The organism is Pseudomonas sp. NFPP02 (assembly GCF_900119355.1).
GTDB lineage: Bacteria > Pseudomonadota > Gammaproteobacteria > Pseudomonadales > Pseudomonadaceae > Aquipseudomonas > Aquipseudomonas paracarnis.
The window spans coordinates 285,324-300,374 of record NZ_FPJI01000008.1 but is presented as its reverse complement, the minus strand read 5'-3'; the positions used below and the strand labels follow the sequence as shown (position 1 = coordinate 300,374).

General features: G+C 59.3%; 13 protein-coding genes. All 13 read right to left on the bottom strand.

Annotation, left to right across the window (positions count from 1 at the left end):
* Nucleotides 1-5: 5 nt before the first annotated feature.
* The 13 genes from fliG to BT204_RS16415 all read right to left on the bottom strand — a co-directional run bounded on the left by fliG (nucleotide 6) and on the right by BT204_RS16415 (nucleotide 15,051).
* Nucleotides 6-1,022 carry a flagellar motor switch protein FliG gene (gene fliG / locus BT204_RS16475; protein ID WP_003192957.1) on the bottom strand — a complete coding sequence of 339 codons (1,017 nt, stop codon included), beginning with the start codon at nucleotides 1,020-1,022 and terminating at the stop codon, nucleotides 6-8.
* Nucleotides 1,015-2,790: a flagellar basal-body MS-ring/collar protein FliF gene (fliF, locus tag BT204_RS16470; RefSeq protein ID WP_014719351.1), complete on the bottom strand. Its 1,776-nt coding sequence runs from the start codon at nucleotides 2,788-2,790 to the stop codon at nucleotides 1,015-1,017. Before fliF ends, fliG begins: the two co-directional genes overlap by 8 nt.
* A gap of 16 nt (nucleotides 2,791-2,806) precedes the next feature.
* The gene (fliE, locus tag BT204_RS16465) at nucleotides 2,807-3,136 is read right to left on the bottom strand and encodes a flagellar hook-basal body complex protein FliE (protein ID WP_003192959.1); all 330 of its coding nucleotides are present in this window, start codon (nucleotides 3,134-3,136) and stop codon (nucleotides 2,807-2,809) included.
* A 261-nt stretch (nucleotides 3,137-3,397) separates the two neighbouring features.
* Nucleotides 3,398-4,774: a sigma-54-dependent transcriptional regulator gene (locus tag BT204_RS16460; protein ID WP_072447528.1), complete on the bottom strand. Its 1,377-nt coding sequence runs from the start codon at nucleotides 4,772-4,774 to the stop codon at nucleotides 3,398-3,400.
* A gap of 7 nt (nucleotides 4,775-4,781) precedes the next feature.
* The gene (locus BT204_RS16455) at nucleotides 4,782-5,993 is read right to left on the bottom strand and encodes a sensor histidine kinase (protein WP_072447513.1); all 1,212 of its coding nucleotides are present in this window, start codon (nucleotides 5,991-5,993) and stop codon (nucleotides 4,782-4,784) included.
* Between the two features lie 110 nt (nucleotides 5,994-6,103).
* On the bottom strand, nucleotides 6,104-7,576 hold the full coding sequence (locus BT204_RS16450) for a sigma-54 dependent transcriptional regulator (protein WP_034126784.1): 1,473 nt from the start codon (nucleotides 7,574-7,576) through the stop codon (nucleotides 6,104-6,106).
* 169 nt (nucleotides 7,577-7,745) lie between these two features.
* The gene (locus BT204_RS16445; protein ID WP_034126783.1) at nucleotides 7,746-8,042 is read right to left on the bottom strand and encodes a flagellar protein FliT; all 297 of its coding nucleotides are present in this window, start codon (nucleotides 8,040-8,042) and stop codon (nucleotides 7,746-7,748) included.
* Nucleotides 8,043-8,067: 25 nt separating this feature from the next.
* Nucleotides 8,068-8,472 (bottom strand): flagellar export chaperone FliS, encoded by a 405-nt coding sequence (gene fliS / locus BT204_RS16440; protein ID WP_054898643.1) that lies wholly within the window; start codon nucleotides 8,470-8,472, stop codon nucleotides 8,068-8,070.
* 139 nt (nucleotides 8,473-8,611) lie between these two features.
* Nucleotides 8,612-10,003, bottom strand: a complete 1,392-nt coding sequence (gene fliD, locus BT204_RS16435; protein ID WP_054898644.1) for a flagellar filament capping protein FliD — start codon at nucleotides 10,001-10,003, stop codon at nucleotides 8,612-8,614.
* 80 nt (nucleotides 10,004-10,083) lie between these two features.
* Complete coding sequence (locus BT204_RS16430; RefSeq protein ID WP_054898645.1) at nucleotides 10,084-10,434, bottom strand: flagellar protein FlaG; 351 nt, start codon at nucleotides 10,432-10,434, stop codon at nucleotides 10,084-10,086.
* Between the two features lie 74 nt (nucleotides 10,435-10,508).
* Complete coding sequence (locus BT204_RS16425) at nucleotides 10,509-11,978, bottom strand: flagellin N-terminal helical domain-containing protein (RefSeq protein ID WP_054898646.1); 1,470 nt, start codon at nucleotides 11,976-11,978, stop codon at nucleotides 10,509-10,511.
* 262 nt (nucleotides 11,979-12,240) lie between these two features.
* Nucleotides 12,241-13,170 (bottom strand): ketoacyl-ACP synthase III, encoded by a 930-nt coding sequence (locus BT204_RS16420; RefSeq protein WP_003192977.1) that lies wholly within the window; start codon nucleotides 13,168-13,170, stop codon nucleotides 12,241-12,243.
* Nucleotides 13,171-13,446: 276 nt separating this feature from the next.
* Complete coding sequence (locus BT204_RS16415) at nucleotides 13,447-15,051, bottom strand: flagellar hook-associated protein 3 (protein WP_072447511.1); 1,605 nt, start codon at nucleotides 15,049-15,051, stop codon at nucleotides 13,447-13,449.

Here is a 15,051-nt window from a genome sequence, read left to right as displayed (position 1 = left end):
GCGCCTTAGATCATTTCTTCGCCGCCCTTCCCGCCGAGAACGATTTCTCCGGCTTCGGCCATACGGCGGGCAATGGTGAGGATTTCTTTCTGGGCGGTTTCCACGTCGCTGACGCGCACCGGGCCCTTGGCTTCCAGGTCGTCGCGAAGCAATTCGGACGCACGCTTGGACATGTTCTTGAAGATCTTTTCTTTGACGTTTTCGTCCGAGCCCTTGAGCGCCAGCACCAGCACGTCCGAGGACACTTCGCGCAGCAGCGCCTGGATGCCGCGGTCGTCGACATCGGCCAGGTTGTTGAACACGAACATCAGGTCTTCGATCTGGCCGGACAGGGTGTCGTCGATCTCGCGGATCGAGTCCATCAACTGACCTTCGACCGAGCTGTCGAGGAAGTTCATGATGTCGGCTGCGCGCTTGATGCCACCCAGGGTGGTGCGCGAGGCGTTGGAATTGCCGGAGAACTGCTTCTCCAGAATGGTGTTGAGTTCTTTGAGCGCCGCCGGTTGCACAGTGTTCAGCGACGACACACGCAGGATGATGTCCAGGCGCACTTTATGGTCGAAGTGGCCAAGCACTTCGCCGGCCTGGTCCGGGTCCAGGTAGGCCACCACGATCGCCTGGATCTGCGGGTGCTCGTAGCGGATCACGTCGGCCACTGCCCGCGGCTCCATCCACTTGAGGCTATCCAGGCCGCTGGTGTTGCCACCCAGCAGGATGCGGTCGATCAGGCCGTTGGCCTTGTCTTCGCCCAGGGCCGAGGTGAGCATCTTGCGAATGTAGCTGTCGGATCCGACGCCCAGGCTGGTCTGGTCGCCGACGATCTCGACGAACTCGCTCATCACCTGCTCGACTTGCTCGCGGTGCACATTGCGCATCTGCGCCATGGCCACGCCCACTCGCTGGACCTCTTTAGGGCCCATGTGGCGCAGCACTTGGGCAGCGTCGGTTTCACCCAGGGACAGCAGCAGCACGGCGGCTTTGTCGACCCGGGACAGCTTGGCCACAGCGGCTCGATCATTCATCTGCGTTAATCCACTCTTTCACGACCTGAGCCACACGGCCCGGGTCTTCTGCCACCAGACTCTTGATTGCGTTCAACTGAGCGTCATAGCCTTCGCTCGGGCTTGGCAACAGGATGCTTTGCGGGCCGCCGAGGCTGACGCGGTCGTTGGCCAGTTCGCCGTCCAGGCCGCCCATGCCACCCAACTCGACGTCACCACCGGCCAGCGCCAGTTGCTTCTTGCCGCCGCCGGTGATGTTGTTGAGCACCGGGCGCAATACGCCGAACACCAACACCAGGATGAACAGCACCCCCAGCACTTGCTTGACGATGTCCCAGAACCACGGCTGGGTGTAGAACGCCGGGTCAGCGATCACTTCACCGCGCTCGGCGGAGAACGGCATGTTGATCACGCTGACGCTGTCGCCACGGCTGGCGTCGAAACCAACGGCGTCCTGCACCAGGCGGGTGAAGCGCGCCAGTTCGTCAGCCGTCCACGGTGCACGGGTCACCGCGCCGTCCGCAGGGTTGACCTTGACCTGGTCATCGACCACCACCGACACCGACAGGCGATTGATCTTGCCCTGCTGCTGCTTGGTGTGGCTGATGGAACGGTCGAGTTCGAAGTTCTTGGTGGACTGGTTACGCTTGTCCGCAGGGTATGGCGCAAGCATCGGCTGGCCGGTGGCCGGGTCCATGATCTGCTGGCCGTTGGCGTCCAACAGCGGCTGGCCAGGCTGGATCGCGCCAGCGGTGGCGGCGGCGCCACCAGTGGTTTGCGGTGCCGAGGCCGGCGCGGGTGGCTGGTTGCTCAGGGCGCCTGGCACACCTTGGGGGCCATTGCTGGCGGTGCGTTGTTCGCTGGTGGACTGCTCGCTGCGCAGGGCCGGCTGGTCCGGGTTGAACTGTTCGGAGGTGGACTCGACGGCGCTGAAGTCCACGTCGGCCGACACTTCAGCCTTGTAGCGGTCGTTGCCCAGTACCGGTTGCAGGATGTTATGCACGCGCTGGGTGAGCATGCTTTCCATGCGGCGGCTGTAATCGAACTGCTTGCCGGCCTGGGTCAGCGCGGAGTTTTCGGCCATGTCGGACAGCAGGTTGCCCTTCTGGTCCACCACGGTGATTTGCGACTTGCTCAATTCGGGAACACTGGTTGCCACCAGGTTGACGATCGCCAGTACCTGGCCAGGCTCCAGGGAGCGGCCAGCAAACAGCTCGACCAAGACCGAGGCGCTGGGCTTGCGTTCGTCACGCACGAACACCGAGCTTTTCGGAATCGCCAGGTGCACACGGGCGGCCTTGACGTTATTGAGGCTGGAAATGGTGCGAGCCAGTTCGCCTTCCAGGCCACGACGATAGCGGGTGGCTTCCATGAACTGGCTGGTGCCCAGGCCCTGGTCCTTGTCGAGGATTTCAAAACCAATGTTGCTGTCGGACGGCGCCACGCCAGCGGCGGCCAGTTTCATCCGCGCGCGGGCTACGTCGTCAGCTTTGACCAGCAAGGCGCCGGAGTTGGGCTCCACGGTGTAGGCGATGTCGGCGGCGGCGAGGGTTTCCATGATCTGCTTGGAATCCATGCCCGACAGGCTGCCGTACAGGGGGCGGTAATCGGGTTGCTGCGACCACAGCACCACGGCAAAACCAATCGCCACGCTGGCGGCCAAGCCCACCATCAGGCCCACCTGACGCAGCATGGTCATTTCCGAGAGGTTTTCCAGGAACGACAGGCCAAACAACGGCGGTTTGCCGTCGGCCTTGGCGGGGAGGTTGTCGGAGACTGCTTCAGCCATGACTTAAATCTCGTCCTTAAACCGGCATCTGCATGATGTCTTGATACGCCTGAACCAGCTTGTTACGTACTTGGGTCAAGGCTTGGAAGGACACACTGGCCTTTTGCGAGGCGACCATCACATCGGTGAGGTCCACGCCGCTTTTACCGATCTCGAAGGCCGTCGCCAACTGGCTGGACGCCTGCTGGGTATCGCTGACTTTATTGATTGCCTGACCGAGCATGTCGGCAAAATTGCTTTGGCCCAATTCCGGCGCTGGCGCGACGGATTTCGGTTGAGCCATGGCATCCATTTGCATGGCGCGCATATCCAACATCAACCGATTGAACTCAATACCCTGGCTCATGACCTTCTCTCTCCGACGACCCGCAATTTTTTGACACTACGCAGCGGTTACTAGGGGTGGTAGCAACAAGGGTGCCAGCTCTGGAGCAACTCGTAAGAAAAGGCGACAAAGCTTGTCGAACTTGTTACCGCACGTTTTTGGTAGGAGCGAGCTTGCTCGCGAAGAACTCATGGACGCCGCGAGCATCCAGGAAGCACGCGTTATCGTTGACGTTTTTCGCGAGCAAGCTCGCTCCTACAAAAAAACGGTATGGGCGCGAAGTCAGGTGGCGAACAGATAGGCTTCCACATCCATACCGGCGTCGCGCATCTGCGCCAGCTTGTAGCGCAAGGTACGCGGGCTGATGCCCAGGCGTTCGGCCGCTTCTTTGCGGCGGCCACGCTCGGCGCGCAGGGTGTCGATGATCATCTGGAATTCACGGCGGCGCAGGTCATCGCCCAGGGCACCGGCTGATTCCGCCTCGGCGACCACTGGAGCCGGGGCCAGGCTCGGCAACGGCGCAGCGCCATTGCCCATGGCCAGGCAGAAATCCTGGGGCTGGATCAAACCGCCCTGCTGCAAAATCAGCGCACGCTGGATCGCGTTGTCCAGCTCGCGCACGTTGCCCGGCCATGGGTAACTGACCAGGCACGCCTGGGCCTCGGGCGATAAACGCGCCTGGGCATGCTTCATTTTTTTGACGTGGTTGTTCAGCAGGCGCTCGGCCAGGGGAATGATATCCGCCGGGCGCTCACGCAATGGGCGCCAGGCCAGCGGGAACACCGACAACCGGTAGAACAGGTCTTCACGGAAGCGCCCCGCCGCCACTTCACCCGCCAGGTCGCGGTTGGTGGTGGCGACCACGCGGATATCCAGCTGGATCGGCTTGCGTGCGCCCACGCGCTCCACTTCACGCTCCTGCAATACCCGCAGCAACTTGGCTTGCAGGCCCAGGGGCATTTCCGAGATTTCGTCGAGCAGAATGGTGCCGCCGTCGGCTTGTTCGAACTTGCCGGCCTGGGCCGCGATGGCGCCGGTGAACGAGCCCTTTTCATGGCCAAACAAGGTGGCTTCCAGCATGTTGTCGGGGATCGCCGCGCAGTTGATCGCAATGAACGGTTGTTTGGCACGGCCCGATTGCTGGTGGATATAACGCGCCAGCACTTCTTTACCGGTGCCGGACTCGCCGGAAATCAGCACAGTGGAATCACTGCGCGCCACCCGCGCTGCCAGTTCCAGCAATTGCGCGCTGGCCGGCTCAAAGGCAATCGGGCCATCGCCGTCGGCTGCGGGCATCACGCCCAGGGCATGCCGGGCGACCAGTTCGATCAACGCCTTGGGTTCGAACGGCTTGACCAGGTAATCCGCCGCGCCCTGACGCATGGCATCCACCGCCCGCTCCACCGCGCCATGGGCGGTCATCAGCAGCACCGGCAGTTGCGGCTGGCGCACCCGCAGCAGGCCGAGCAACTGGTGGCCGTCCATGCCGGGCATGTTGACGTCGCTGACCACCAGGCTGAAGGTTTCCCGCTCGACCGCCTCCAAGGCTTCCTCGGCAGAGCCGACCGCACGGTAGTCATGGCCCGCCAACAGCAGCGTGTCAGCCAATGCTTCACGCAGGGCGCGATCGTCTTCCACCAATAAAACCTTGATAGCCATCATCCTCTTACTCCGCGCTTGCCGCGCTGGAAAACAGCGGCAAGGTCATCAATGCACAGGTGCCACGCCCCAGGCGCGAACGCAGCTGCAATTGTCCCTGATGGGCACGGGCCACTGCCTTGACCACGGTCAGGCCCAGGCCAGTGCCGTTGGTCTTGGTGGTAAAAAACGGCTCGCCCAGGCGCTGCAGCACCTGCGGGGCGATACCGCTGCCGCTGTCGCTGACGCACAGGCGCAGGGTTTGTCCGCGGCTATACAGGTGCACTTTCAGGCGCGCCCCGGGGCCACTGGCCTGGGTAGCGTTTTCGATCAGGTTGAGCAGCGCGCCCACCAGGGTGTCGCGGTTGCACAGCAATTCGCCCTGGTGGCTGTCGCACTGCCAGCGCAGGTTGGCCTCCTGCACATGGGTCGCCGCTGCCGCTTGCAGCGACTGCATCAAAGCGGCAGGGGTAACGCGATCGGTCAGCGGCAGTTCGCCGCGGGCAAATACCAGCATGTCACGTACTTGGTGTTCCAACTCATGCAGGCGCTCCTTGAGGCGCCCGGCAAAGCGTTGGTGGGTGGCCGCTGGTAATTGCTCGTCAGTCAAATGGCTGGCGTAGATCAATGCCGCCGACAACGGCGTACGAATCTGATGCGCCAAGGAAGCGACCATCCGCCCCAGGGACGACAGCCGCTCATGGCGAGCCAACTGATCTTGCAGGTGCCGGGTTTCTGTCAGGTCATTGAGCAGCACAAGCTGGCCCGGCTCGGCGTCCAGGGAACGGGTCGCAATGGACAGCCGGCGCCCGTCCTTGAGGGAGACTTCGTGGCCGTCGTCTTCACGGGGGGCGAAACAGCGGGTGATGACTTCACGCCACAGCTCGCCTTCCAGCGGCAAGCCAAGCAGGTCGCAGGCCGCCGGGTTGGCTTCGCGAACGCGGCCTTGGTCGTCGATGACGATCACGCCACCGGGCAACAGGTCCAGCAGGTTTTGCAGACGGTTGGCCAGGCGTTCTTTCTCGGCCAGCTCCTGCATTCGCTGGGCGCTGACGACCGCCAGTTCGCCTTTAAGCTCGGAAACCCGGGCCTCAAGCAGGCTGTAGGAGTCGGTCAGCTGGTTCGACATCTGGTTGAACTGCGAGAGCGCGTGCTCCAGGCCCTGGCGGGTCGGCGGTTCTACAGGCGAAACCAGCCCCTGGATGGCAGGGGCCGAAGATAGTTGGGCGGCGTGGGGCATGATGCTCTCTCGCTTGGCTGACCGTCAGTTAAACGGAACGTTGCGAGGGCTGTAGCAATACCCGTGCCGAAAAAAATCTACCTATAAATCAAGTAGTTGAAAAACAGGCGTCAATCATCCGCCTGTTCATCACCTTCTTTGCGGCTCATCCCGTACTTGCGCATCTTCTCCACCAGGGTGGTGCGACGGATACGCAGGCGCTCGGCGGCACGGGCGACGATGCCGTTGGCATCGTCCAGCGCCTGTTGGATCAGGCCTTGTTCCAGGTTGCCGAGGTAGTCCTTGAGATCCAGGCCTTCGGGCGGCAACATCGCGCTAGCGCCGAAGTCTGGAGTATGGCCGTTGATTGCCACGCGCTCTTCCATGTCGCTGCGCAGGCTGTCCATCTGCTCGTCCTCGTCGTCGACGTAGCGGAATTTCTTCGGCAACTCGACCACGCCGATCACCCCGTACGGATGCATGATCGCCATGCGCTCCACCAGGTTGGCCAGCTCGCGGACGTTGCCCGGCCAGCCGTGGCGGCACAGGGACATGATTGCCGCGGAGTTGAAACGAATGGAGCCGCGCTTCTCGTGCTCCATGCGCGAGATCAGTTCGTTCATCAGCAACGGGATGTCTTCCACGCGCTCGCGCAGCGGGGCCATCTCGATAGGGAATACGTTGAGGCGGTAGTACAGGTCTTCGCGGAAGCTGCCGACCTCGATCATGCTTTCGAGGTTCTTGTGGGTGGCGGCAATGATGCGCACGTCCACGCTCTGGGTCTTGTTGCTGCCCACGCGCTCGAAGGTGCGCTCTTGCAGTACGCGCAGCAGCTTGACCTGCATCGGCAACGGCATGTCGCCGATTTCGTCGAGGAACAGGGTACCGCCATTGGCCAGCTCAAAGCGCCCGGCACGGCTGGTGATCGCCCCGGTAAAGGCGCCCTTCTCGTGGCCGAACAATTCGCTTTCCAGCAGCTCTGCCGGGATCGCCCCGCAGTTGACCGGCACAAAGGGCCCGTCGCGACGCTTGGAGTGATAGTGCAGGTTGCGCGCGACCACTTCCTTGCCGGTGCCCGACTCGCCGAGGATCAGCACGCTGGCGTCGGTATCGGCCACTTGCTGCATCATCTGGCGCACGTGCTGGATGGCGCGGCTGGTGCCGACCAGGCTGCGGAACAGGTTGGGTTCACGGTGACGGCCGCGCTCGCGGGCCTGGTCGTACATCTCGCGATAGACCTGGGCACGGTGCAGGGAATCGAGCAATTTGCTGTAGCTGGGCGGCATTTCCAGGTTGGATAGCACGCGGCGGCGCTGGTCTTCCGGCAGGTCCACGGAAGAAATATCGCCCATTAGCAACACCGGAAGGAACTCATCCCAGGTAGACAGTGTCTTTAACAGGCCCAGAACTGCGCCAGGAGCGTTTACCGTCCCGATCAATACACAAATGACTTCACGGCTCGACGACAACGAGCTGACCGCCTGCTGCCAATCGTGGCTGCCGCAGGGCAAATTTTCTTCACCGAGAAAATTTAAAATCACCGCTAAATCGCGGCGGCGGACGCTATCGTCATCGATCAGCAGAATTTTGGTTTCACGCCACATGCAATAGCAACTTCCCTAGTAAAACTTCCTGCCCCGGAATGAGGGCAATCAAGACGTCTGTAAGATTTCTTACCTTCTAGACGTCTGAAATCTGAAAACAGCACTAGTTAAGTCAAAAATGATGGCATAGTCAAATATATGACGCGCCGTTCGGATTAACTGCGCCCTTTCAACCGAACAGATGGTAAACCTTTGACGCATTTTTCGCTTGGTTGATCTGCGACATCTCTTCGAAAATCGCCTGGCGCTCGCCGGTCGTCACCTCAAGCAACTGCTGGTAAACCGCCAACAGGCTTTCCAGCTTTCCACGCAGCGCATCCTCATCCACCGGCGCTTCGCTGAGCACCTGATCGATCACACTGCGGCAGCCCAGGTCGAGCTCGCTGATGGCATCCCAGTTGCGCGCAGCCAGCGCGTCGACCAGGGCTTCACGGGTTTCATCAATGCGTTGCAGTGCGTGGCTCATGACGAGTTCCTCAAGGCCCGTGGCCTTATTCTGCTGCGCCTTGTGGCGCGCCGATAGCATCCCAGCCTTCTTTTACGGTAATCATCAAGCGAGCGACTTCGTCGATGATCTCGGCGTCGTTTTGTTGGTTAGCCTCCATTAACCGGTTGGTCATGTACACATAAAGGCTTTCCAACTGCTGAACATAAGCCGGGTTATCACTCTTTTCAGCATCCAGGCCATCGCGCAGCCCGATAACGATGTCGATGGCCTTGCCGAGCATCAAACCCTTCTGTGCGATGTCACCACGCGCCAGGGCGCCCTTGGCCTGGGACATGCGATCCAGGCCGCCTTCCATCAGCATCTGCACCAGGCGATGCGGGCTGGCTTCGGAGATCTGTGCGTGGGAATTGACCTTCTGGTATTGGCGAAGGGCTCGCATGGGGTTCATGTTTCTACCTCGTGACAGGCGACAGCGAAAAGGATTCTAGTAACCAATATGTCGACTGGGCCGCAAAAAGCTTTAACACCGGTCGTCTTTCGGTACGAAAAGGCCAGGCAGGTTGCCTGGCCTTTTGCGTGAGTGGCGATCAGTTATTGGTTTTAGGGTTGTTCAAGGCATTGAGCGTGGTCATGACGCTGGTGCTTTGCTGGCGCAGTTGGGCAACCAGGGTGTCCATGGCGTTGTATTTGGCGGAGAGGCTGTTGGTCAGCAGTTCCATGCGCTCGTTCAGGGTTTCCTGCTGCTTTGCGATGTCCTTGAGGCTATCGGTCAACGAGGTAGAACGCGTTGCCAGAACCCCGGTAGTAGCTTTGGCAAAATCATCTGTTGCACTTTTCATGCGTGCCAACATGCCGTCTTTGCCGGTGAACATACTGTTGATATCGGCTGCATTGGTCTTGACGGCAGCGTCCCACTTTTTGTCATCGATTGTCAGCAAGCCGGTGGTAGAGCTTGTGCTCACGCCAAATTGAGCCAACGACTTGAAAGTACCAGTCCCCGAAAGCGTGTTGAATTCATTGCGGATCGCCGCCTGGAGCGAACGCATGGTCGAGTCACCGGTCAATGCCGCAGCCGTCGTGCTGCCATCAAGATTCTTGGTGACCTTGGTTTCGGCATTCATTGCGGTGATCAAAGCATTGTAGGTATCAACGAAGCCTTTGACCCCGGACTTGAGCGCCGTGTTGTTGGTACTGACGGTGATCAGCGTAGCGTTTTTATCGCCAGAGGTGCCCGTCTTGTAAGTCGAAGGCGCCACCAGCTTGATGTTCACACCACTGAGCGCTCCCTCAATACTGTTGGTCTTGGACACAGACGCAACACCATCAATGCTGTACAGCGCATCCTTGGGCAGATCGACGACCGTTGAACCCACATCCAGGCCGGAGGTGCCAGAAAGCGTAAGGTCGGAACCGGTACCCATGGTGGTAGAGGTCAGGATCAATCGGGAACCATTGGAGTCGGTCTGGATGTTGGCACTGAGCCCGGAAGTACCAAACTGGGTATTGATCGAATCCCGCACCTGCTGCAAGGTCGCGCCGGCTGGAACATTGACGCTGTAATCCTTGCCCGATTGAGAGATGGTCAAGGTGGTCGGCTTATCCGTAGCGTTCACCACGGCAGAGGTGCCGCCAGAGAAGTTCTTGCTGGATAATTTGGAAGCCTGGGCCAACTGGTCAACGATCAGTCGGAAGCTGCCGTTCGAAGCCGTATTATTGGCAGTCATGGTCGCCGTTTTTTCATCCGAGGACGAGCCGGTCAAACCAGTGAAACTACTGTCTTTGGTCATGGAGTCTAACGCACTACGAAACGCATCCAACGCCGCCTGAATCTTGCCGATCGAAGACAGCGTGGTGGTCGCCTTCTGGGACGCGGTATTGATCTGCGTCTGCTTGGGCACCTTTTCGGCGTCCACCAAGGACTTCACGATCGCTTGCGTATCGATGTTCGAACCGATACCACTTACCGTTGAACCCGCCATCATCTATCTCCTGTTCGGTGGCTGCCGTTATCTTGACTTATTACACCTCAAGACCTGACAGCAACAAATTTCATGCCAGCTCACACCTTGTCGTCAAACAACACGTTGCTTGCGCTGGAAAGGTTCTGTGCCAGTTTCAACGCCGTTTCCGACGGAATCTGACGGATCACTTCACCGCTGTCGGTGGCAATGACCTTGACCACGACCCGATGGGTCGAATCGTCAATGGAAAAATCCAGGCTGCGCTGGGCAGCCTGGACGAATTCGCGAATATCGGTTACTGCTTTTTCCAGGTCCGCGCGCTCAGGCTCTTTGCCTGTTGCCGCCACTTCCTGGGGCTTGCTGCTGCTTTGATCGGCGGTCACCTTGGGAGGCGCGCCTTGAGGGGCAACCGGCGGATAAGACTGGTTCAGCTTTACACTCATGTCCATGTCCAATCTCCTCTAAACCGAAAAAACGGAAGGGCACGTAAACGCGCCCTTCCGTTAGTTACCAAGCGCGCTGATTACTGAAGCAGTTTCAGTACAGCGGATGGCAGTTGGTTAGCCTGCGACAGGATCGCGGTGGAAGCCGACTGCAGGGTTTGTTGCTTGGTCAGTTCGGCGGTTTCGGAAGCGAAGTCGACGTCCTGAACGGTGGAACGTGCAGCGGTGGAGTTCTTCTGAATGTTCTGCAGGTTGTCTGCAGTGGTAGTCAGACGGTTCTGGGTAGCACCCAGACCCGAACGAACGCTGTCGATGGTGCCGATGGCCTTGTCGATAACCGACAGAGCGTTTTGAGCCATATCAGCGCTGGTCACGTCAGTATTGGCGATGGTGGTTTTGGTGGAAGCCGCAGTGGTGGCCGCAGCCGCACCGAACAGACCGCCAACACCAGTGCCCGACAAGGAGTAACCCTTGGAGGAATCGAGCGATACTTGGCCGGTGGCAATCATCGCAGTGGTATCAGACAGAGCAGTGCCGGTGGCAGCGAAGGCACCAGAACCATCCTTGGCCTTAATGGTGATCGCGCCAGCACTGGCAGCACCAGCTGCGACAGCACCAAACTCGATGTTCTCACCGGTGTCGGACTTGACCGAAAGCGTCTTCTTGGCTTCGTCAAAGTTGACACTGATACCCAACTTGGCGGCGTTGGACTTCAGCTGATCAGCCAAGCCAGCCTGGCTTGTTACACCAGTCATGGTGACAGTCTGACCATTGACGGTCATCGAAAAAGTCGCTGCAGCGGCAGGAGTAGCACCTGCAAACGCAGCAGCATCAACATCGAGCTGAACTTCGGTGCTTGCAGTGGCAGTCAAGCCGCCAATTGCGCCGTTCATTTTGCTGGCGATGCTTTGTGCCGAAGCGCCGACCGGAACAGTAATCGGGCTGCTCACTTGGCCGTTACCGGTGATAGTGATATCGCCAGTTGCGCTGCCAATACCGGTAGCCGAAGGCGTGATCGCTACACTTTTGATCTGCTGCGAACCAATGTTGTTAGCCGCAACGTTTTCCAGGCTCAGGTTGATAGTTTCGTTGGCGTTGGCGCCAACCTGGATAGCCTTGGTACCGTACGAACCGTCCAGCAGCTTCTGGCCACCGAAAGTAGTGGTTTGCGAGATACGGGTCAGTTCCGAAGTCAGGGCCTGGTATTCGTCGTTGTTCGACTTACGGTCGTCGGCGCTCAGGGAGCCGGTAGCCGAGGACAGGGCCAGGGTACGCATTTTTTGCAGGATGTCGGTCGAAGCCTGCATCGCGCCTTCAGCGGTCTGAGCGATGGAGATGCCGTCGTTCACGTTTTTTACAGCTTGGCCCAGGCCGTTGATTTGGCTGGTCAGGCGGTTAGCGATCTGCAGGCCGGCAGCGTCGTCTTTAGCGCTGTTGATACGCAGGCCGGAAGACAGGCGCTGCATGGAAGTGGCCAGGGCGCCGCCAGCTTTGTTCAGGTTGCCCTGAGTCGTGATGGAAGCAATGTTGGTGTTTACTGTTAAAGCCATGACGAAATCCTCGTTGGATGGATACTGCGGCTTCCGGCCCTGGCAACCGCCGGGTGTGGCCTGAGAACCTACGTAATAGTTATCGTCGTGGTAGCCGGTTGCTTGAGGGTTTTTTTGATTTTTTTTACTAGCCCTGTGCCAGCCCTTGTATTTCAACGGCTTACGCAGGCATAAAACCTCGGTTTCATTGGCTTTTCTGGCGCCAATAAAAAACGCCGATGATCATTCGATCATCGGCGTTTTTCATGAAGCCGCTAAAGCATCACGGACGATAGAGAATTGCCGAGCCCCATGACAGCCCCACACCAAAACCGCTGATTGCCACGCGCTTCCAGGTGGCGTCCATCACGTGCTTTTCCAGCAGCAACGGAATGCTCGATGACACGGTATTGCCGGTCTCGACCATGTCCTTGATGAACTTGTCCACCGGCGCTTCTTCAAAGCGACGCGCCACGGCGTCGACGATGGCCGCGCTGCCCTGGTGGATGCAGAACGCATCAATGTCATCTGCCTTGAGGTCCGACTCATTGAGCAGTTCGTGCAAGTGTGCCGGCACCTTGAGCAAGGCGAAGTTGAACACCTGGCGGCCGTTCATGAAGAACACACCATCGCTGACCTTCAAGTGCGGCGCGCCGGAACCGTCGGTACCGAACTTGGATTTGCCCAGCAACCACGGCGCGTCCTCGCCCATCCAGGTGGCGGTGGCGGCATCACCGAACAGCATGGTGGTGTTGCGGTCTTCCGGGTCGACGATCTTGGAATACGGGTCGGCGGTGATCAGCAGGCCGTTTTTCAGGCCGGCGGCTTCCATGAAGCCTTTCATCGCGTAGATGCCGTACACGTAGCCGGAGCAGCCCAGGGAAATATCGAAAGCGGCAACGTGAGTCGGCAGGCCCAATTTGTCCTGGACGATGGCGGCGGTGTGGGGTAAGCCCTCTTCATCGCCGTTCTGGGTGACGACGATCAGCGCGTCGATGGACTCGCGCTTCAAATCCGGGTTGTTGGCAAACAATGCATTGACTGCTTCGACGCACAGGTCGGAAGTCTCCTGTGCAGCTTCCTTGCGCGGCAGGAACGCCGAACCGATCTTGCCGATGATGAACTCTTCATCCTTGGCGAATTTGGCACCCTGGGCGTAGTTATCGATCCCGTCTGCCGGCACGTAACTGGCGATGCTTTTTATGCCAATCATTGTGGCTTCCCAATACTAAATAGCTGGAGAACACCCCTCGGACTACGCCGGGAGTGCTGACAATAAAGGGGAGAACCCCATGAAAATCTCGCTGAAAGCCGCCCGATAAAGGCCCTGTGACGACTTATCCTTTTCACACGATACAGTGAAGATGCGCTTTATGACTCACAGGTCACTCAATTTTGCGCGCTTTGTGCAAAAACCGGCAACATTTCCAGGTCAGAAACGACAACGGCCTCCCCTGTCGCCAGGGGAGGCCGTTGTTCATTGCGACGATTACATGCGGCTGAACAGGTTCAGCTGGGAGATTTTAACGAACGCCAGTTGCGAGGCCTGCAACATGGTTTGCTGCAACGTGAGGTTGATCGCCGCTTCGCCCATGTCAATGTTCGCCAGATCGCTCATGGTGCTTTTGTTTGCAGTGCCGATACTGATGTTTTCCGCCGACTGGATATCCAGTGCAGCTTCGCGGGCCCCGATAGAACCGCGCACGTTGTCGACCTGGGCACGTGAATTGGCAAAATTACTGATGGAAGCGTCGAGCGCATCCTTGAGCTTGACCATCGCCGCCGGGTTGCCGTCGGCCGGTTGCTCCAGCGCCTTGCGCAGTTGGCTCAGGGTATCCAGCGCGTTCTGGGTCTTGGCCGTGCTGGCAGCGACCGCAAACTGATCGCCGACTTGCGGTGTGCCGCTGACATCAAAGGTCACGCCTGCTGCCGTCACGGTCGTACCGCCACCGGTGTCGCCGGTGGCGATCGCTTTGCTGTCGGCACTGTAGGGCTGGGCATAGACTTCATACGCCGTGCCACTGGTGAACTTGATCACCGCCCCGCTGTTAGCCGGGAACGTACTGGCATAGGTGGCCGGGTTGCTCACCTGCGCATTCGTCAGCTGCGCAGTGGAGGCATTACTGGGCGTGCGCGAAACACTGAAGGTGTCGGGTTTGGCGGCCAGGCTGAACGAACGGTCCTTGACCAGCGCATCGGCGTCCGGCCCCGTCGCCATATCCTTGAGATCCACCGCAATATCAAAATTCACGCCGCGCAGGCTCACGGTGGAGCCGCCTTCCTTGGTGGAATCAAAGGTGCCGTTGCCAGGGATCTCCGACGTGACGTCATTACCGTTCTTGTCGGAGACCTTGTACTGGGTGCTGCTGGTAAAGGTCAGCTTGTATGGCTCGCCATCGGCGAATTTATTCGTGTAATCCGAGCCTGAAGTCACCAGGCCGGCCGACACTGAGACTTTATGATCATTGGGCACTGGCGCCGTTGCCGGCGGCACGATGGCAGGTGCGATCCAGGTCGCCTGGGTGCGGCCCGAGTTAACGGCACCGTCCATGATGCTCTTGCCGGTGTCACCGGCACTGACTCTCAGGGAATCGGAAACCTGCAGGCTCAGCGGCGTTTCATCACCCTGATAGGTGTAGGTGCCGTCGCTGTTACGGCTATAGGGCGGCGTCGAGGTCTTGGAGCCGGAAAACAGATAGTTGCCCGAGGAATCCTTGCTGTTAAGCAAGCCCAGCACCTGGTCTTCAAGCGCACCGATCTGGCCGGCAATCGACTTGCGGTCGGCATCGCTGCGCGAACCGCCCGCTTCAATGGCCAAGGTACTGGCCGCCTGCAGCGCCTCGTTGATTGCCCCCAATACGCTTTCCTCGTTGGTCAACGAGTTCTTCAAACTGGTGATATTGCCGTTGAACTGCCCGAGCATGTCCTTCTGCTGTTGCAGCAACAACAACCTCGCCGCCGCCACCGGGTCATCCGCTGCGGTCTGCACGCGCACACCGGAACTGGCCTGCTCCTGGGCCTTCACCACGCTGGAATAGTTGTCCGTGTACTTGGCGGCACTGGTTTCAAAATACTGTGCAGTGGAAATACGCAT